We start from the raw sequence: 18,348 nt of genomic DNA, 5'->3' as shown, positions 1-18,348 counted from the left end.
CGAAAGCAACTAAGGAAAGACCATGAAGGCAAAACCCACACTCGCCCCTGCCGTTCTCCTGGCCGTCACTGCGCTGACGCTGAGCGGCTGCACTGACAACAACGCCGTTGCAGACGGTGCCATTACCGTTACCAGCACAGCGCAGGAGTGCTCGGTTTCCACCGGAACCACCCCGGGCGGAACCATCCGCTTCGACGTCACCAATGAGGGGAGCGAAGTCACCGAGTTCTACCTCTTGGCAGAGGACGGCCTGCGGATCGTAGGCGAAGTTGAGAACATCGGCCCCGGCCTCACCCGCGATCTGGTGGTCATGGCTCCTGAAGGCGAGTACTTCACGGCGTGCAAGCCCGGGATGGTGGGCGAGGGCATCCGCGCGGCTTTCACCGTCACGGAAGCCCCTGAAGGCCAGGAAATCAGCGCTGACCGTGCTGAGCTGCAGGAAAACGCCGTCAACCTTTACGCCGCCTACGTCAAGGACCAGGCAGCGCAGCTGTTGGAAGGCACCCGTGAGTTCGCTGCGGCCTTCACCGCGGGGGACGAAGAGACCGCGCGGGCACTGTACCCGCAGGTGCGCATGCACTGGGAACGGATCGAGCCTGTCGCAGAATCCTTTGGCGACCTTGACCCGATCCTGGACGCCCGGGAAGCCGACCTCGAAGAGGGCGACGAGTTCACAGGCTGGCACCGGGCGGAAAAGGACCTGTGGGCTCCGGCGGACTACACCAAGATGACGGCGGAGGAACGCGCCTACATTGCGGAGAAAATGGTCGCGGACACCGAGGAACTGTTCAGCCGGACCCAGGAGCTGACCTACACCGCGGACAAGCTGGCCAACGGTGCCAAGGAGCTCCTCGACGAAGTCGCCACGGGCAAGGTTACGGGTGAGGAGGAATTCTTCTCCCACACCGACCTCTGGGATTTCCAGGCCAACGTGGACGGTGCCCGGATTGCCTATGAAGACCTCAAGCCGCTGCTGGCGGAGAACGACGGCGAACTCGACGCAGCGCTCGAGGAGAACTTCGCAGCGCTCCAGGAACTCCTGGACCAGTACCGGGTAGGCGAAGGTTTCAAGCTCTACACGGAACTCACTGACGAGCAGATCCAGGAACTCAGTGCCGCCGTCGATTCGCTGAGCGAACCTTTGTCGAAGCTGACCGCAGCGGTCGTGAAGTAGGAGAAGCACCCGGTGAGTCCCGAAAAGGAACGTGGGAGTAAAGGCCTCAGCCGCCGTGGCCTGTTCACGGCGGCTGGGGCCGGGGGCCTCGGCTTGGCTGCCGGTGCCGCCGGAGCCTTTGCCGTGGACAGGGAACGCGGACGAAGCACGGACGACGTCGTGCCGTTCCATGGAACCCACCAGGCCGGTATCACCACCGAGGCCCAGGACCGCATGCATACAGCGGCCTTCGATGTGACGGCGTCTACGCGTGCCTCCCTGGTTTCGCTGCTGAGGGATTGGACCCGGGCGGCGGAGGCCATGACGGCCGGCCTGGAGATCGGAGAGACCGGCGCGGCGGACGGAGCCTACGACTCTCCTCCCGAGGACACCGGCGAAGCCCAGGACCTCCACGCGTCCCATCTGAGCGTGACGTTCGGATTCGGCAGGACCCTCTTCGAGAAAGACGGAACGGACAGGTTCGGAATTGCGGACAAACTCCCGGAGGCACTAATTGACCTGCCGCTGTTTTCCGGAGATGCCCTCGAGGAGAACCGCAGCGGTGGCGACCTCATCGTCCAGGCATGTGCCGATGACCCCCAAGTGGCGGTCCACGCAGTACGGAATCTCGCCCGGATTGCCTTCGGCCGTGCCCGGGTCCGCTGGTCCCAGACCGGTTTCGGCAGGACCGCCTCGACCTCGACGGCGCAGGTGACCCCGCGGAATCTCTTTGGCTTCAAGGACGGCACATCCAACCTGAAGCTGCAGGACGGTGCGCAGCTGGAGGAACATGTCTGGGTCAGCGGGAGTCCGGCGCCTGAATCATGGCTCGACGGCGGCACATACCTGGTCTTCAGGCGAATCCGGATGCATATTGAAACCTGGGACCGCACAACGCTGCGGGAACAGGAAGCCGTGACCGGCAGGACCAAGCGGGAGGGAGCTCCGCTTTCCGGGGGAGAAGAATTTTCCGCGCCCGACTTTGGCCTGCAGGGACGAAGCGGACCGCTAATCGATCCCGCTTCCCATCTGGCGCTGGCCCACCCCGACCACAACAACGGCGTCCGGATGCTCCGCCGGGGCTACAACTACGTCGACGGTTCAGACGGCCTCGGGCGCCTGGACGCGGGACAGGCCTTCATCGCGTTCGTGGTGGATCCGAGGACTCACTACGTGCCGATGCAGTCGGCGATGTCCAAGAGTGACCTGCTGGCCGAGTATCTCCGCCATACCGGCAGCGGCCTTTTTGCTGTGCCGCCCGGAATCGAAGCAGGCGGCTACATTGGCGACACCCTGTTTGGTCCTGAGCAGCAACCCGCGAACAACGGAGGTCTTAGGTCCCTTTAGCAGGACGGCGGTCTCATCAAGACTGCTCTGAAGCATAAAACGAATGCCCGGTGGGAATTCCCACCGGGCATTCGTTCCGTTATTCGCTCAGCTGAGACGTTTCGCCGGCTATCTGGCTAGAGCAAGCGCCGCCGCCAGATAAACCAGCTGCCGGCACCCAGCAGGAGAACGGCTCCGCCTGCGACGTACGGCGCGCTGCCTGCCAGCCACGACGCGGACTCGTTTTGAGCGTCCAGGGCTGTGGCGCTTCCCGTCCCGGCGGCACGGCTTTCCGCAGACCCGGCCGGCTTGGCTGCGCCTTCCTCCTCAGACCGGTCTGCCTGCTGATCCGGGTCTGTCTCCCGGGAGTCAGCCGGAAGCCCGTCCGCCGGCGCAGAAGCGGGATCCGAGGCCACGGCCGGAGCCTGCGAAGAAACCTCGCCCGGGACAGTACCTGTTGCTGCCCCGTCTCGGACTGCCGGGTTCGTCAGTTCAGCCAGTGGCCGTTCCGGGGCGCTCCCACCCGATGTCGCGGTGGAGCCGCTGGTTGGTTCCGGGGAGCTGGTTGGCTCGGGTTTGACCGGCGTCGTGGGGGAGCTGGTTGGTTCGGACGTGCTGGTCGGCTCCGGGGTGCTGCTTGGTCCCGGGCTGGCCGGTGTAGTCGGGGCCGGTGGAGCCGCCGTTGCAGCGGAGAGCATAAACAGGGAAACACTGTTGGCGCCGCCTGACACAACGTCCGGAGAGCGGTCGGCGTTGAGGTCGCCCGCGTACCCGATCGAACTGCCGCCGCCAGTGCCGAGGAGCACGCCGGTTTCCGGAGTCAGCGAGCCAAGCGAAACGGTTCCGGTTGAGCCGGCGTCACCGTAGACAGCCCAGACTTCACCGCCGCCTGCTGCCCCAACAAGAATCTCCGGAGTGCCGTCTGCGTTGAGGTCCGGGATTCCGGCCACCGAGGAACCGGCACGGCCGCCGTCCGCCGCGCCCTCGATCCAATAGCCCCGCTCCTGGCGCTCGCCGCCGCTGCAGGTGAGATCCGCATCGCCGGTGCTGCAGGAGTACACGGTGGTGCTGCCGGAGCCGGGGTTGGTCAGCACAGGGGCCGCTGACCCGGATCCCAGTACGACGGCGACGCCGCCGGGCCGGGGAGCGCCGTCCCGGGAGACTCCGTCGGCACCAACGGCAATATCCGCATGGCCATCGGCGTTGATGTCGCCGATGCCTGCGATCGAGGCCCCGAGCCGGTCGCGCTGCCGGTCCGGTCCGTAGATCATGAAGCCGTTGCCGTCCAGGGCGGCCAGGTCCAGCGTTCCGGTGCCCCAGATGGCGTACGCCGCACCGGACGCAGCGATGTCCGTTCCCCACGGGGTCGCAGTGAAGGCCGAGACGAGGATGTCTGATCGGCGGTCGCCGTTGATGTCTCCCGCGGCGCTGACTGACCCCATGCGGTCCTGCGCGGCGGCGCCGTCGACGGTGCGGATCACCTTTCCTGTATCGCGCTGAACGTTCACGTTCTTCACGGACGTCTGGCCCTTGATGACCCAGACACGTCCGCTGTTGGTCCGGCTGTTGTAATCGGCGAGGATGTCGCCCACGGCAATGTCGCCCAGCCCGTCGCCGTCGACGTCTCCGACATTGGCAACTGCGAAACCGAAGTTGTCGGTGGACTTATCGCCGCCAGCCTTGTCTGCCGCCCCGGGATCTTCGATCACGAATCCGCGGGTACCCAGGAAGTCGAGGTCGACGGGGGTGAAATCCCGTTGCCCGAAAATCACGGTGGCCTGCTGGTAGTTGCGGCTGCCTGCGCCGAGGACGAAGTCGTCGAGTCCATCACCGTTGACGTCGTCGAGGCAGGAGACGGACCAGCCTACCCAGGCGCCGCCGGGAACAGTGACGGAGGGGCCATCGATCCGGATGGTGCCGGAGACATCCGGATCCGCGACGTCACCGCTCTTGTCCGCAACGGATCCGAGGACAACGTAGGCTGCGCCGGTGTTGGGGTAGCCGGGGCGGTCCCATCCCCAGTCGCCCAGCACGCTGTCTTCAAAACCGTCGCCGTTGATGTCGCAGGAAGTGGAGCTGACGGCGAAGCCGAGGGTACCGTTCGGTTCCCCCTGCAACTTGCTTTGGCCAAGCACCGGAGTGCCTTCGTCGGCAGTGGCCGCCGGCAGTCCGGGTGCAGCCAGGGCGCCTGCACTGATCAGGGCGGCTGCTGCTCCCACCGTAAGGTGTCTGCGCGGGAGGGAGAATGTGGAATTCTTCATGGTTCTTCTTTGCTCGTTCCGGCCTAGTTGGGGGCGTGGACGCCGTTGTTTTTGCCGAAATCGGCAGCGGTGTCGAACTTCTGCGTGGCCAGGGTGGCTGCCGTGGCGGTTCCGTGTACCAGGTGCTGCCGAATGCTGCCGGTGAACTCTGTCAGCTGCCCGTTCGTGCCGTAGGGGTCGGTGAAGAGGGTTCCGGTGGAGAGTGCGCTCACCGAGTTCTGGTTCAGGTAGAAGTCACGCTGTGCGCCGTCAAACGGCGACGCCGGATCCTGCCAGTCCAGCCCTGCGGCGTCCTTCACTGTGGTCCAGGGGAAGGCCGCAGCGGGATTGTTCCCCCAGGCCAGGTCCACAGGACGGGAAATGCCGTTGGAGGTTCCGGTGCTTTTGGCGGCGTCGTAGTAGCGGCTGGGGTTGCGGATGCCGAACCACGGATCAAAGTGGGCCAGGACGTTGCCGGCGGTGTCCGTGATCTTGTTCTCACCCTTCCAGAGTTCGTACATGCCCCAGAGCGAAGCCTCGGTGCCGGTCGCATGCTGCTGGACGCAGCTGGCATCCGGGATCAGCCGGGATCCGCCGTAGCCGGCCGGGAGTTTGCTGCCCAGGGTGCCGACCCTTTCGTTCACGCCGCAGTTCTTGTGGAACTCGTTGGAATTGCCGAACTTGCTCAGGGTCGTGGAGATAATCTCGGTTCCGTCTGAACATCTGCTGGCGTAAATGGCCTCATGCGCGTTGTTGGACGTTGCGTCGGGGGACCAGCTGCCCTGGTGCTGCTTGATGAGGAAATCGCAGGTGACCACCGCGCCTGCCGTGTCGAGGACCCAGTCACGGTTGACGTCCAGAAGTTGGACGTTGTTGGCCACGAAGATTTTGTGGCCCGCGTTGTCTTCATGGCGCATGGCCATACCCTCATGTGCCGCACCGTACGTCATGAGCGCTTCGCTGGCGTAACCGAAGGGAATGCCGGTTTTGCCGTCGGCGTCTTCCGGGGTGAGGTAGTCGACAACCCAGCCGTAGATATTCGAGGTGCGCGGATCAGTGCCGTGCTCATGCCCGAAAGTGCAGAGCTCGCCGGTGGCCGGGTCGGTGACCTGCGCGGGATGCCACGTGGGGTAGATCTTGCCGTCCGGGCCGAGCGCAGTGAAGGAAGCATGCAGTTCGGCCGTGCAGGTGTCGTACTTGGTCGGCTTCCAGTTCCGTTCCAGGTAGGCCGTGGAATACGGCGAATCCGGCGCGGAAACGTGATCGTGTCCGGTGCCGGCAGAAGGGGTGGCGGCCGGTGTTGCAGCGGGGGAGGATGCTTCGGGGGAGCTCTCTGCGGTGTCGGACGGCGTTGGGGTTGGCTCCGGTGTGGGCTCCGCGGGGGATGACGGGGAGCCATGGTCGTGCTCCTGCAGGAGAAGGGGTGTGGGCTCCGCTGTAGCCAGGGATTCGGGCTCCGCGAGGTCCATTGCCGAGGCCGCCGTGGCGGTGATGCCTGCCAGGCCGGAGCCGACAAGTGCAGCCGCCGCGACCGCCACGGCGAAAGGCCGCCAGCCGCGCGGTTTATCTGTCCGGGATTCTTGGGGAATCATGTTTTCGGGGTTCAAATTCGACCTAATCCGACCGCGGCAAAGCCCGGCCTAGGTGGGGGGTGGAAACGACAAAAAGGTGCTCGACTAAGGTAAGGAATACCTAACTTGGCCTAGGAGACTCTATAGATTTCCGACTTACGCAACAAAACCATGTCCTATTTTTACGCCCGGAGTAGTCACACGTTTTCCGGCGCTGGAACTTCGGGGAACATGCCGGGCGTCCGTCCGTGGCGAGAGGGGAGCGCGCCGGTAACAGGCTTTCGCCCGCATGACCTTAAGCTGGTAGTTATAGGTTTTGCCCTCCGCCGCCTTCCCGCGCACCTCCGCGCCGGAAGCGGGGCCGGTAAGGGATCAGAAGCGGACCGCACCCAGCGGCCTGCGCGAGCAGAAAGAACGGCGGTACCATTCACATGGCTTCGACCAAATCCAAACTGGATCCGATCATCTCCCTGGCCAAGCGCAGGGGCTTCGTCTTCCAGTCGGGTGAGATCTACGGTGGTTCCCGTTCCGCCTGGGATTACGGACCCCTCGGCGTTGAACTCAAGGAAAACATCAAGAAGCAGTGGTGGCAGAACATGGTCCGCGGCCGCGACGACGTCGTAGGCCTGGATTCCGCCGTCATCCTCCCGCGCGCAGTGTGGGAAGCCTCCGGCCACGTTGAGGTCTTCTCCGACCCGCTGGTTGAGTGCCTGAGCTGCCACAAGCGCTACCGCGCCGACCACCTCGAGGAAGAGTACGAGGAAAAGAAGGGCCGCGCCCCGGAAAACGGCCTGGCCGACATTGCCTGCGCCAACTGCGGCACCAAGGGCCAGTGGACCGAACCGCAGGAATTCTCCGGCCTGCTCAAGACCTTCCTTGGCCCGGTCGCCAATGAAGAGGGGATGCACTACCTGCGCCCGGAAACCGCGCAGGGCATCTTCGTGAACTTCAACAACGTGCTCACCACCTCGCGCAAGAAGCCGCCGTTCGGCATCGGCCAGATCGGCAAGAGCTTCCGCAACGAGATCACCCCGGGCAACTTCATCTTCCGCACGCGTGAATTCGAGCAGATGGAAATGGAGTTCTTCGTCGAGCCAGGCACGGACGAGGAATGGCACAAGTACTGGATTGAAGCCCGGAAGAACTGGTACACGGACCTCGGCATCGACCCGGACAACCTGCGCCTGTTCGAGCACCCGCTGGAGAAGCTCAGCCACTACTCCAAGGGCACCACGGACATCGAATACCGCTTCGGCTTCCAGGGTTCCGAGTGGGGCGAGCTCGAGGGCATCGCCAACCGCACCGACTTCGACCTCGGCACCCACTCCAAGCACTCCGGCACGGAGCTCAGCTACTTCAACCAGGCCACCAACGAACGCTTCACGCCGTACGTTATTGAACCGGCCGCCGGTCTGACCCGTTCCTTCATGGCCTTCCTGGTGGACGCCTACACCGAGGACGAGGCCCCCAACGCCAAGGGCGGCGTGGATAAGCGCACCGTGCTGCGACTGGATCCGCGCCTGGCTCCGGTCAAGGCTGCCGTCCTTCCGCTGAGCCGCAACGAGGACCTGTCCCCGAAGGCCAAGGACCTGGCTGCCCAGCTGCGCCGGAACTGGAACATCGACTTTGACGACGCCGGCGCCATTGGCCGCCGTTACCGCCGCCAGGACGAAATCGGTACCCCGTTCTGCATCACCGTGGACTTTGACACCCTGGAAGACCAGGCCGTGACCGTACGCGAGCGCGATTCCATGGCGCAGGAGCGCGTCAGCCTGGACAAGGTCGAGGGCTACCTCGCCGAGCGGCTGATCGGCGCGTAATGGCTGTTCAGTTCCGTGAATGGCGCGAGGACGATGACCTAACGCTGCTCCAGCTTTGGGGTGACCCGGAGACCGGCGAAGCCGGGCACTTCCGGGCCGTGCTGCGGCCGTCGTCGAACGAGCCGTGGAGCCGCTGCATCGTGGCGGAGGACGACGGCGTGCCGGTGGCAGCGGGCGTGGTTTACGAGACCAGCCTGCACCCGGACCGGCTGTGGGTGTACATCGAGGTGGCACGGGAGAACCGGCGTGCGGGCCTCGGGTCCACTCTGCTGGGCATGCTGCGCAAGGAAGCCGAGAACGCGCCGTCGGGCGTTGCAAAGCTGCGCGCGAAGGTTGAACCGGATACCCCCGGCGCGGCCTTCGCGGCGGCAGCCGGGCTGGAGCCAATCCAGCGCTCCCGGGTTGTGGTTGTGGAGCCGGGCAAGCTGAAGCTGCCCGTGTTCGAAGACCACGGGCCCCAGCTGGACGAGGCGGCCACCGGATCGGTGGAACTGACCCGCGTTGTCGCCGATTTCTACAACGCAGTCCACGACTGGGACCGGGCAGACATGAGCGTGGGCCGTGCGCAGCAGATGCTGCTCAACGATGCCACCGGAGCTTCCGGTGCCGTGGTGCTCCGGGACAAGCCCAAGAACGAAGGCGGGAAGATCGCTGCCTTCGCTGTGAGCTACACCTCTGAGCGCACCGATACTCCGGCGGACGTGCTGCTGGGCTGGGACACCTCCCTGGCGGAAACCGAAGCAGAAGCTGCGGTGGCGTCATTGCTGGCGATGGTGGCCTACCAGTATCCGGTCCAGCTTGAGGTTGACGAGTCCATGACTGCCCTGGTCCGGGTCCTGGAGCCGCTGCTGGCTTCCGGAGCCGCCCGCCAGGACGGTCCCGAGACCCTGATCGTCAGCAGCTAGTTCCGCCGCTGGCGTCGAGGCCCTCTCAACGATCTAAGGACGCCCCGCATGGGACACAGCCACCTGCCCTCCCCGGGCGCGCCAACGCGTGCAGCGCTGGCCGCCCGGCGGCGGGCCAACCGTTTGCTGGCCTGGATCCTGGTTCCCCTGGGACTGCTGGCCTTCGCCGGCATGGTGGCGCTGTGGCCGAGCGGTGAGCCAGGGGACATCACCGTTGCCGATCCGTATGCAACGGCCGACGGCGTCAGCATCGACACCGGCGCTGTCCAGAGAGTCGTGGAAGAGGACTGCCCGTCCTCCGTTGCGCTGACGGAGGCCGGGGCGCAGGCGCCGCAGTGCCAGGTGGCCTACACCCTGCCGCCCGGCGGGGGAGAGTCGCTGCCGGTCGAAGTTCCTCCGGAAGTCGCCAAGACCAACGCTGTGGAGCCCGGCGACACTATCCGCTACCTGAACCTTCAAAACGTCATGGTGGACAACGGGGCGCCGCCGTACATCTTCATGGACTTCGTCCGGAGTGTTCCGATCGCGGCACTCGCCGTGCTCTACGCCGGCGTGGTCATCGCTGTCGCGCGCTGGCGCGGCCTGCGTGCGCTCATCGGACTGGGCGGAGCCTATGCCGTGCTCGCCGGGTTCATCCTGCCGGGCCTGGTCGAGGGAAAACCCCCGCTGCTGCTGGGGCTGGTCGGATCCAGCGTGATCATGATCGGGGTCCTGTACTTCGCGCACGGCTTCTCCGCCAGAACCTCGACGGCGCTGCTGGGTACGCTCTTTGGCCTGGCCATAACGGCTGGGCTGGCGGCCTGGGCCACGGACGCTGCGCACCTGATCGGCGTCGACAATGAGAACGCGTACACGCTGATCAATGCCTCGGACCAGCTGTCAATCTCCGGAATTATCCTCTGCGGACTCATTATTTCCGGACTTGGTGTGCTGAACGACGTGACAATCACCCAGTCCTCCGCCGTCTGGGAAATGTACGAGCTGGCCCCCGGCGCTTCCGCCAAACGCCTCTTCGCCGGAGCCATGCGGGTGGGCCGCGACCACATTGCCTCCACCGTGTACACCATTGCGTTCGCCTACGCCGGCGCGGCGCTGCCGGTGCTGATCCTGGTTTCGCTGTACGACCGCACGCTGATGGAAACCCTGACCAGCGGCGAGCTGGCCGAGGAAGTCATCCGCACCCTCGTCGGTTCCATCGGCCTGGTGCTGGCCATTCCGGTGACCACCGCCGTCGCCGTCCTGGTGGTCAAGGCTGTGGGCCTGTCCGGTGCCCGGCGGGGCTCGGGGGACGAAGGCGCAGGGGACGGCTACGGAGCAGCCGGCTCCGGAATGACCGGCGGCTCAAACGTAAACGTCATGCCCAGCAGCCAGACCAGCAGCAGGACCACTGGCAGGTGAATGATGAACTGCAGGAACGTGAATCCCACCAGGTCGCGGGCCCGCAGTTTCAGCACCGCCAGCAGGGGCAGCATAAAGAACGGGTTGATCAAGTTCGGCAGGGCCTCGGAGATGTTGTAGATCTGCACCGTCCAGCCCAGGTTCATTTCCACGTCCGTGGCGGACTGCATGACGTAGGGCGCTTCGACGAGCCACTTGCCGCCGCCGGAGGGGACAAAGATCCCCAGGATCACCGTGTAGATCGCAATGACCACTGCAAAGGCGCCGCCGGAACCGATTTCGGTGAAGAAGCCCGCCAGATGCTCGGAAAGTGTCGTGCCGCCGGAGCCTTCGGCCTCGGTGAGGATGGCGGCCATGGCTGCGTAGAGCGGGAACTGGACCAGGATTCCGGCTGTGGCCGGAACTGCTTTGGTAACTGCCTGCAGGAAATTCCGGGGAGTGCGGTGCAGGACCAGCCCGAGCACCAGGAAGACCAGCAGGTAGGCATTCAGGCTGGAGATGACACTGAGGAACGGTTTGGTCAGGAAGGAAGAGACCAGCCAGCCCGCGGTCAGCAGGCCGATCAGCGCCGGAAGGATGGCACTGTACTCGAGCCACTCGCCGGGCCGCTCACGCTTTGATGCCGGCTCCGGCTGGTCATTGAGGTCCACACCGAGGTCTTCTGCGGTGCGGATGGCGCCTCCGCGCGGTGCGGAGAGGTGGGCGATCAGCGTGGTCAGGGCAATCAGGATCAGGCAGGTCAGCATGGACTGCCAGGTGAAGATGGTCTTGCCGAAGTCCAGTACACCGGTGATCTGCAGGAGTGCCGGGGGCAGGGACGCCGCAGTGGCCTGCAGCTGCGCAGCGGAGGAGGAGAGCCCCAGTGCCCAGACGGCCCCGAGTCCCATAAAGGCTGCGGCCCCCAGCGCCCGGTAGTCGACCTGCAGGTCCCGGCGGCGGGCGATCGCCCTGGCCAGCAGTCCGCCGAAGACAATGCTCAGCCCCCAGTTCAGGACGGAGACTGACATCGAAAGGAACGCCACGAAGCTGACGGCGGTGGCCGGGGCCTGTGGTACCCGGCCAAGCCGTGCAATCAGCCGGGCGACCGGGGGAGAAGTGGCCACTACATAGCCCGTGAGGACCACCATGGACATCTGCAGGGTGAACGCGGTCAGGTCCCAGAAACCGTCGCCAAAGGAATCGACCACTGCCTGCGGAGATGAACCGTTGAGGAATGCCGCGAGGGCAACGAGCACCACGCCGCCGAGAGCGAAGATATAGGCGTCCGGAAACCACTTCTCCGTCCATCGGGCCAGCGCCTGGGCAACCCGGGCGAGCCCTCTCTCGGAACCGGCAGACCGCTGCGTGGCCGTTGACATGGTGAGACTCCATCTTCTCGGTACTTCCCGGCTGCGGCGTTGAAGCCGGGAGGCCTGCTGCCCCAAGGGGCCGGCAGGCATCCTGCACGATAAAAAGTGTTTCGGCAGGCAGTCAATACCCCGCGTCCGAACTGGTGGCAGCAAGCCCGAGAGCCAACACCCGGCACCAAAAGTGCGCAGGATTTGCACCCGCTTGCGAGAATAGGACAGTGAGCGTTGCGACCCAGAAGACCAGGCTTGAGCTGCCGCCCCTGAAACTCGGCGGGCTGACCGTGGATACGCCAGTGATCCTGGCCCCCATGGCCGGCATTACCAACAAGGCGTTCCGCCGGCTGTGCCGCGAGTACGGCGGCGGGCTGTACGTGACGGAGATGGTGACGTCGCGGGCCCTGGTTGAGCGTTCCCCGGAGTCGATGCGCATCATCGAGCACGACGACGACGAAGCCATCCGCTCCGTCCAGCTCTACGGCGTGGATCCCGTGACAGTGGGAGCCGCTATCCGGATCCTCGTCGACGAGGACCGGGCCGACCACATTGACCTGAACTTCGGCTGCCCGGTCCCCAAGGTCACCCGCAAGGGCGGCGGTTCTGCCCTGCCCTGGAAGCTTGACCTGTTTACCGCGATCGTCCAGACCGCTGTCCGGGAAGCCTCCAAGGGCGGCATCCCGCTGACCATCAAAATGCGCAAAGGCATCGACGAGGACCACCTCACCTTCCGCGAAGCCGGCAAGATCGCACGGGACGCCGGAGTTGCGGCCGTAACCCTGCACGGCCGGACCGCTTCCCAGTTCTACTCCGGCAAAGCCGACTGGAATGCCATTGCCGAACTGCGTGAAGCCCTTCCGGACGTGCCGGTGCTGGGCAACGGTGACATCTGGTCCGCCGAGGACGCGATCGCCATGGTCGAGCAGACGGGGGTGGACGGGGTCGTCATTGGCCGCGGATGCCAGGGCCGGCCCTGGCTCTTCGCCGACCTGCAGGCAGCTTTCGAAGGCAGCGATGAGCGCCACCGCCCCGGATTGCAGGAAGTCGCCGACAGCGTTTACCGGCACGCCGAACTTCTGGTGGAGACCTTCGGCAACGAGATGATCGCCCTGCGGGACATCCGCAAGCACATGGCCTGGTACTTCAAGGGCTACGTGGTGGGGGGAGACCTGCGGGCTAAGCTGGCAACAGTGCCTTCCCTGGAGGTTCTCCGCGAACTTTTGGCCCAGCTGGACCCCACCGCTCCCTATCCGGGCGCGGATGCCGAAGGTCCCCGCGGCCGGGCAGGCACACCCAAGAAGACAGCCCTGCCGGAAGGCTGGCTGGACGGCCGGGAACTGAACCCCGCCCAGAAAGCCATCATTGCGGCAGCCGAACTCGATGTATCAGGTGGCTAAGAATCCATGACCCTCCCGCAGGTTTTCCGCATTGCCGGCTACACCGACGTCGACCTGGCCCGCTGGGTAGCCGAACCGGCCAAGAGCACCCACCGCACCCAGTTCGGGCGCGACCGTGCCCGGGTGCTGCATTCATCGGCGCTGCGGAGGCTGGGGGCCAAGACACAGGTGGTCGCTCCGGACACGGACGACTTCGTGCGCACCCGGCTGACCCATAGCCTGGAGGTGGCCCAGGTGGGCCGTGAACTCGGAAATGCGCTGGGCTGCGATCCCGACGTCGTCGACGCCGCCTGCCTGTCCCACGATCTGGGGCACCCGCCCTTCGGGCACAACGGCGAAACGGCCCTGAATGACATCGCCCATGCCATCGGAGGCTTCGAAGGCAACGCCCAGACGCTGCGGCTCCTGACCCGGCTGGAACCCAAAATCATTGCCGCGGACGGATCGCCGGCCGGGCTCAACCTGACCCGCGCCAGCCTGGACGCGGCCTGCAAGTACCCGTGGTCCGCCGTCGACGCCCCCTTGGTCAACGGACACCGCACCACCAAATTCGGCGTCTACGAGGACGACCTCCCGGTCTTCACCTGGCTGCGTGACGGCGCTCCGGCCGGCCGCTCCTGCTTGGAAGCCCAGGTCATGGACCTGGCCGATGATATTTCGTACTCCGTGCACGACGTCGAGGACGCCATCGTGGCCGGCCACGTTCAGCTGAAGTGGCTGGACAACCCCGACCAGCGGGCCCGCGTGATCGGATACACGCAGCAGTGGTACGTGCCCACGGCTGAAGCCGCGGCTGTCGACGAGGCGCTGGCACGGCTTGAAGCGGAAGCTGTCTGGGTCCGGGAAGCCGACGGCAGCCGCCGGTCCATGGCGGCCCTGAAGGACATGACCAGCCAGCTGATCGGCCGGTTCTGTTCCAGTGCCATGGACGCGACCCGGGAGATCTACGGGCCGGACCCGCTCACCCGGTACAACGCCGCAATGGTGGTTCCGGAGGAAACCCAGCTTGAGATCGCCGTGATGAAGGGCCTGGCCACGACGTTCGTGATGACCACGGACCAGCGCCAGCCGCTCTACGAACGCCAGCGTGAGGTCCTGACGAACCTGGTGGCCCAGCTTTCGGCCACGGGTGACCGCCACCTGGAGCCGATGTTCGCCGCCGATTGGCGCGAAGCGCCCGACGACGGCGCCCGGCTGCGCGTGGTCATTGACCAGGTCGCTTCGCTCACCGACGGCTCGGCACTGGCACTCCACGAACGCCTGGTCGGTCCCGTTCCCGCGCTCTGGTAGGAATCCGGGTTTGGTCCCGGGGAATAAGGTAGAACCATGGCCGGCCTGATTAAACGCGAAGACATTGATGAAGTACGTTCCCGGACCGACATCAAGGCGGTTGTGGACGGGTATGTCACGCTTAAGTCCGCCGGAATTGGCTCCTTCAAGGGTCTGTGCCCCTTCCACGACGAACGCTCGCCGTCCTTCCATGTCCGCCCCCAGGTAGGCACCTACCACTGCTTCGGCTGCGGCGAGAGCGGCGACGTGATCTCCTTCGTGCAGAAGATGGAACACGGATCCTTCTCCGAAACCGTGGAAAAACTGGCCGCCCGCCTGGGCTACGAGCTGCACTACGAAGACGGCGGCACCGGCCCCCGCCGGGAAGACGTCGGCAAGCGCCAGCGCCTCCTGGACGCCCACAAGGTTGCCGCGGAGTTCTTCCGCGCCCAGCTCATCACCTCCGGGGCGGCCGCCGCCCGGGGTTTCCTGGCCGAGCGGGGCTTTGACCCGGCAGCCGCCGAACACTTTGGTGTGGGCTACGCCCCGCAGGGCTGGGACTCCCTGCTCAAGCACCTCACCGGCAAGGGCTTCACGCGTGAAGAACTGGCGCAGACCGGGATGTTCTCCACCGGCTCCGACGCCTCCCGCTTCTACGACCGGTTCCGCGGCCGGCTCATCTGGCCCATCCGCGACCTGACCGGCGCCGTGATCGGTTTCGGCGCACGCAAGCTGTACGAGGACGACCAGGGCCCCAAATACCTCAACACCCCCGAAACCCCGCTCTACAAGAAATCCCAGGTCCTGTACGGCATCGACCTCGCCAAGCGGTCCATCGCCAAGGACCGCCAGCTCGTGGTCGTGGAAGGCTATACAGACGTCATGGCGTGCCACCTTGCCGGCATCACCACCGCCGTCGCTACCTGCGGCACCGCCTTCGGCACCGACCACATCAAGATCGCGCGCAGGCTGCTCTCCGACGACGGCACCGGGGGAGAGGTCATCTTTACCTTCGACGGTGATGCGGCGGGGCAGAAGGCCGCACTCCGGGCGTTCGAGGAGGACCAGCGCTTCACGGCACAGACCTTCGTGGCGGTGGATCCGAACGGCATGGACCCCTGCGACATCCGGCAGCAGAAGGGTGACGCAGCTGTTGCGGAACTTATCCGGTCCCGGCGCCCCCTGTTCGAGTTCGCGATCCGGTCCACGCTGGCGAAGTTCGACCTCAACACTGTGGAAGGGCGGATCTCGGCGCTGCGGGCCGCTGCGCCGGTAGTCGCGGAAATCCGTGACCCAGCCATGCGCCCCGCCTACGCCCGTGAACTCGCCGGCTGGCTGGGCAGTGAAGTCGATGATGTCCTGCGGGCGGTCAACGCGGCCGCCAAACGCCTGCGCGAGGGGGCGCGGACCGGTGCGCCCGGTAACCAGGGCGGCGGGAACGACGGAGCGAACGAGCGCACGCAGCACCGCCCCGGCCCCCAGCAGTACGGCCACGGCCAGGACGACGGGCAGGGAGCCCCGCAGCCGCAGCCCGCCTTCGCCCGCCCAGACCCCAACGATCCTGCGGCCAGGATGGAACGCCAGTCGCTGGAAGTTGTCCTTCAGCAGCCCGGCATGCTCGACGAGGGCCAGTGGGAACGGTTCAAAGCGGCTCGGTTCACTGTCCCGGCCTATCTCGCCGTGCACAATGCAATTCGCGCGGCCGGGGTCGTCCCGGCCTCCGCTGCCGCCTGGGTGGAGCAGGTGCGCCAGGAGCTGCCAGACGCTCTGCGCGGGTTTGTCAGCGAACTTGCCGTGACCCCGATCCCCGCACGGGATGCGGACGCGCTGGCCCTGTACTGCCGGGACATCCTCAACCGCCTGTTCGAGCTCCAGGTGACGCACCTGAAAGCGGAGAAACTGGGCCAGCTCCAGCGGCTGGATCCCAATGCTGATCCGGCCCTCTTCCAGCAGCTCAACCGTGAACTGATGGAACTGGAGATGCAGCGCCGGGCCTTGCGCGAAATCCAATAACCGGGTCTGTCCGCCGGTGTCCGGGCTGCGTTCAGGCAGGCTCCGGGCCCAGCCGCACCGGGGACGAAACGGATTTCGTTTCTCGGCGGATCGTCTGTAGAGTAATAGTCGCGCTTTCCCCCGTAGCTCAATTGGCAGAGCATTCGACTGTTAATCGAAGGGTTACTGGTTCGAGTCCAGTCGGGGGAGCAAATGGGCTCCTGACCTGTAGAAATGCAGGTTAGGAGCCTTCTTCCTGTCCGTCGGACGGCGCCGGGAAGGCAGGATGAGCGGTTCGGTGACAGCCGCAACATCCTGTAGACTGAATGTCGCCGCTTTCCCCCGTAGCTCAATTGGCAGAGCATTCGACTGTTAATCGAAGGGTTACTGGTTCGAGTCCAGTCGGGGGAGCCACCTGAAGAACCCCGCCGGGCCGTGTGCCCTGCGGGGTTCTTCTCTTTTCCCGTGTTCCATTACGGATTTCCTCCCGGCCGTGGCTACACTGGTTCTCTGCCGCTTCAAAGTGCACTGGACCCATCCGCAGTCCGGTGCCGCAGCGGCAAGGGCGCAACTATCCTGATGCCCGCACCGGAACCCTACTGTTCCGTTCCCTCCGCATACGCTGCGGCCGCTGATCCAGCCGGCGCAGACGCGGCCTTTTTCGGTCCTTCATCAGGAGCTCTCCCATGACGTCCACTTTTGCCCCAGCCACAGCCATTTCCAGCGAAGAAATCTTTGCCGCACACGATGGCGGAAAGCTCTCCGTCGAGACGAAGCAGCCGCTGGATTCTACCCGTGCCCTGTCCATCGCCTACACACCGGGCGTCGCCCAGGTCAGCCGCGGGATCGCCGCTGATGCCGGCATGGCTGCCACCCACACGTGGGCCTCGCGGCTGGTCGCAGTGGTCAGCGACGGCACGGCCGTCCTGGGCCTGGGGAACATCGGCGCCGCTGCTTCCCTTCCGGTCATGGAAGGAAAATCCGCTCTCTTCAAGACATTCGCCGGGCTGAACTCCATTCCCCTGGTCCTGGACACCACCGACGTGGACGAGATCATCGAGACCCTGGTCCGCCTGCGTCCCAGCTTCGGGGCGGTCAACCTGGAAGACATCTCTGCTCCCCGGTGCTTCGAACTGGAGAAGCGGCTGATCGAGGCGCTGGACTGCCCCGTGATGCATGACGACCAGCACGGCACCGCCATCGTGGTCCTGGCTGCCCTGACCAACGCCGCTCGGGTTACCGGCCGTGACATGGGCGGACTCCGGGTTGTCATCTCCGGCGCCGGCGCTGCGGGAGTAGCCTGCGCCAACATCCTGCTGGAGGCCGGTGTCACCGACGTCGTGGTCTTGGACTCCAAGGGAATCCTGACCGCTGGACGGAACCTCGAAGGAGCCAAGGGGGACCTCGCCTCGCGGACCAACCCGCGGAACGTGGAAGGCGGCGCCGCAGAAGCCCTCACCGGCGCGGACGTTTTCATTGGAGTGTCCTCGGGAACCGTGCCGGAAGAGATCCTGGCAACGATGGCTCCGGAAGCTGTGATCTTCGCCCTGTCCAACCCGGACCCCGAAGTGCACCCTGACGTCGCCGCCCGGTACGCGTCGGTAGTGGCGACCGGACGCAGTGACTTCCCGAACCAGATCAACAACGTCCTGGCCTTCCCAGGTGTCTTCCGCGGAGCACTGGACAGCGGTGCGCGGCGCATCACCTCCGCCATGAAGGTCGCGGCAGCCAAAGCCATCGCGGACCTGGTGGGGGACGAGCTCGCAGCAGACCACATCGTTCCGAGCCCGCTGGACCCCCGCGTTGCGCCGGCCGTGGCAGCCGCGGTTGCGTCGGCGGCCGGCTAAGACTCACTCGACACAGGCGGACGTGGCCCCGGGATACCGGGGCCCGCCCCGGTTTTATTAAAAAGGGCAAACCCACCCGCTAAAACA

At 65.5% G+C, this 18,348-nt stretch carries 12 protein-coding genes and 2 tRNA genes; 11 read left to right on the top strand and 3 right to left on the bottom strand.

The window, feature by feature from the left end; genetic code table 11:
* Nucleotides 1-22: 22 nt before the first annotated feature.
* Complete coding sequence (gene efeO, locus LOC59_RS10250) at nucleotides 23-1,174, top strand: iron uptake system protein EfeO (RefSeq protein WP_229971794.1); 1,152 nt, start codon at nucleotides 23-25, stop codon at nucleotides 1,172-1,174.
* 12 nt (nucleotides 1,175-1,186) lie between these two features.
* Nucleotides 1,187-2,500, top strand: a complete 1,314-nt coding sequence (efeB, locus tag LOC59_RS10245; RefSeq protein WP_229971793.1) for an iron uptake transporter deferrochelatase/peroxidase subunit — start codon at nucleotides 1,187-1,189, stop codon at nucleotides 2,498-2,500.
* A 116-nt stretch (nucleotides 2,501-2,616) separates the two neighbouring features.
* Here efeB and LOC59_RS10240 read toward each other — a convergent pair whose 3' ends face one another.
* The gene (locus tag LOC59_RS10240) at nucleotides 2,617-4,740 is read right to left on the bottom strand and encodes a hypothetical protein (RefSeq protein ID WP_229971791.1); all 2,124 of its coding nucleotides are present in this window, start codon (nucleotides 4,738-4,740) and stop codon (nucleotides 2,617-2,619) included.
* Between the two features lie 23 nt (nucleotides 4,741-4,763).
* On the bottom strand, nucleotides 4,764-6,311 hold the full coding sequence (locus LOC59_RS10235; protein WP_229971789.1) for a hypothetical protein: 1,548 nt from the start codon (nucleotides 6,309-6,311) through the stop codon (nucleotides 4,764-4,766).
* A gap of 410 nt (nucleotides 6,312-6,721) precedes the next feature.
* Here LOC59_RS10235 and LOC59_RS10230 point away from each other — a divergent pair, with 410 nt between their 5' ends.
* Genes LOC59_RS10230 through LOC59_RS10220 form a run of 3 tightly spaced genes read left to right on the top strand, consistent with a single transcriptional unit; the run spans nucleotide 6,722 to nucleotide 10,413 of the window.
* Complete coding sequence (locus LOC59_RS10230; RefSeq protein WP_227894871.1) at nucleotides 6,722-8,110, top strand: glycine--tRNA ligase; 1,389 nt, start codon at nucleotides 6,722-6,724, stop codon at nucleotides 8,108-8,110.
* Nucleotides 8,110-9,015 (top strand): GNAT family N-acetyltransferase, encoded by a 906-nt coding sequence (locus tag LOC59_RS10225; RefSeq protein WP_229971787.1) that lies wholly within the window; start codon nucleotides 8,110-8,112, stop codon nucleotides 9,013-9,015. Before LOC59_RS10230 ends, LOC59_RS10225 begins: the two co-directional genes overlap by 1 nt.
* A gap of 48 nt (nucleotides 9,016-9,063) precedes the next feature.
* Nucleotides 9,064-10,413, top strand: a complete 1,350-nt coding sequence (locus LOC59_RS10220; RefSeq protein ID WP_229971785.1) for a YibE/F family protein — start codon at nucleotides 9,064-9,066, stop codon at nucleotides 10,411-10,413.
* On the opposite strand, the gene LOC59_RS10215 is transcribed toward LOC59_RS10220, so the two are convergent.
* Nucleotides 10,323-11,771, bottom strand: coding sequence for a short-chain fatty acid transporter (locus LOC59_RS10215; RefSeq protein ID WP_229971783.1), 1,449 nt, complete (start codon nucleotides 11,769-11,771; stop codon nucleotides 10,323-10,325). The genes LOC59_RS10220 and LOC59_RS10215 overlap by 91 nt on opposite strands.
* 209 nt (nucleotides 11,772-11,980) lie before the next feature.
* Between LOC59_RS10215 and dusB the strand changes: the two genes are divergently transcribed.
* The 6 genes from dusB to LOC59_RS10185 all read left to right on the top strand — a co-directional run bounded on the left by dusB (nucleotide 11,981) and on the right by LOC59_RS10185 (nucleotide 18,261).
* Nucleotides 11,981-13,153, top strand: coding sequence for a tRNA dihydrouridine synthase DusB (gene dusB / locus LOC59_RS10210; RefSeq protein ID WP_227894868.1), 1,173 nt, complete (start codon nucleotides 11,981-11,983; stop codon nucleotides 13,151-13,153).
* A gap of 6 nt (nucleotides 13,154-13,159) precedes the next feature.
* Nucleotides 13,160-14,443 (top strand): deoxyguanosinetriphosphate triphosphohydrolase, encoded by a 1,284-nt coding sequence (locus LOC59_RS10205; RefSeq protein ID WP_227894867.1) that lies wholly within the window; start codon nucleotides 13,160-13,162, stop codon nucleotides 14,441-14,443.
* 36 nt (nucleotides 14,444-14,479) lie between these two features.
* Nucleotides 14,480-16,435: a DNA primase gene (gene dnaG / locus LOC59_RS10200; protein WP_227894866.1), complete on the top strand. Its 1,956-nt coding sequence runs from the start codon at nucleotides 14,480-14,482 to the stop codon at nucleotides 16,433-16,435.
* Nucleotides 16,436-16,551: 116 nt separating this feature from the next.
* A tRNA-Asn gene (locus tag LOC59_RS10195) sits at nucleotides 16,552-16,624 on the top strand.
* Between the two features lie 128 nt (nucleotides 16,625-16,752).
* Nucleotides 16,753-16,828, top strand: a tRNA-Asn gene (locus LOC59_RS10190).
* A gap of 272 nt (nucleotides 16,829-17,100) precedes the next feature.
* The gene (locus tag LOC59_RS10185) at nucleotides 17,101-18,261 is read left to right on the top strand and encodes an NAD(P)-dependent malic enzyme (RefSeq protein ID WP_227894865.1); all 1,161 of its coding nucleotides are present in this window, start codon (nucleotides 17,101-17,103) and stop codon (nucleotides 18,259-18,261) included.
* The last annotated feature ends 87 nt before the right edge of the window (nucleotides 18,262-18,348 follow it).

Origin of the sequence: Arthrobacter sp. zg-Y916 (assembly GCF_020907385.1) — a bacterium.
GTDB lineage: Bacteria > Actinomycetota > Actinomycetes > Actinomycetales > Micrococcaceae > Arthrobacter_B > Arthrobacter_B caoxuetaonis.
Note: the sequence above shows the minus strand (reverse complement) of the source record. Positions and strands in the feature narration are given on the sequence as shown.

Excerpts from the sequence above, each read along its gene's own strand:
- LOC59_RS10240 (WP_229971791.1), bottom strand. The coding sequence starts at position 4,740 with ATGAAGAATTCCACATTCTCCCTCCCGCGCAGACACCTTACGGTGGGA.
- LOC59_RS10215 (WP_229971783.1), bottom strand. The coding sequence starts at position 11,771 with ATGTCAACGGCCACGCAGCGGTCTGCCGGTTCCGAGAGAGGGCTCGCC.
- LOC59_RS10230 (WP_227894871.1), top strand. The coding sequence starts at position 6,722 with ATGGCTTCGACCAAATCCAAACTGGATCCGATCATCTCCCTGGCCAAG.
- dnaG (WP_227894866.1), top strand. The coding sequence starts at position 14,480 with ATGGCCGGCCTGATTAAACGCGAAGACATTGATGAAGTACGTTCCCGG.
- LOC59_RS10220 (WP_229971785.1), top strand. The coding sequence starts at position 9,064 with ATGGGACACAGCCACCTGCCCTCCCCGGGCGCGCCAACGCGTGCAGCG.
- LOC59_RS10205 (WP_227894867.1), top strand. The coding sequence starts at position 13,160 with ATGACCCTCCCGCAGGTTTTCCGCATTGCCGGCTACACCGACGTCGAC.
- LOC59_RS10185 (WP_227894865.1), top strand. The coding sequence starts at position 17,101 with ATGACGTCCACTTTTGCCCCAGCCACAGCCATTTCCAGCGAAGAAATC.
- LOC59_RS10235 (WP_229971789.1), bottom strand. The coding sequence starts at position 6,311 with ATGATTCCCCAAGAATCCCGGACAGATAAACCGCGCGGCTGGCGGCCT.
- LOC59_RS10225 (WP_229971787.1), top strand. The coding sequence starts at position 8,110 with ATGGCTGTTCAGTTCCGTGAATGGCGCGAGGACGATGACCTAACGCTG.
- efeO (WP_229971794.1), top strand. The coding sequence starts at position 23 with ATGAAGGCAAAACCCACACTCGCCCCTGCCGTTCTCCTGGCCGTCACT.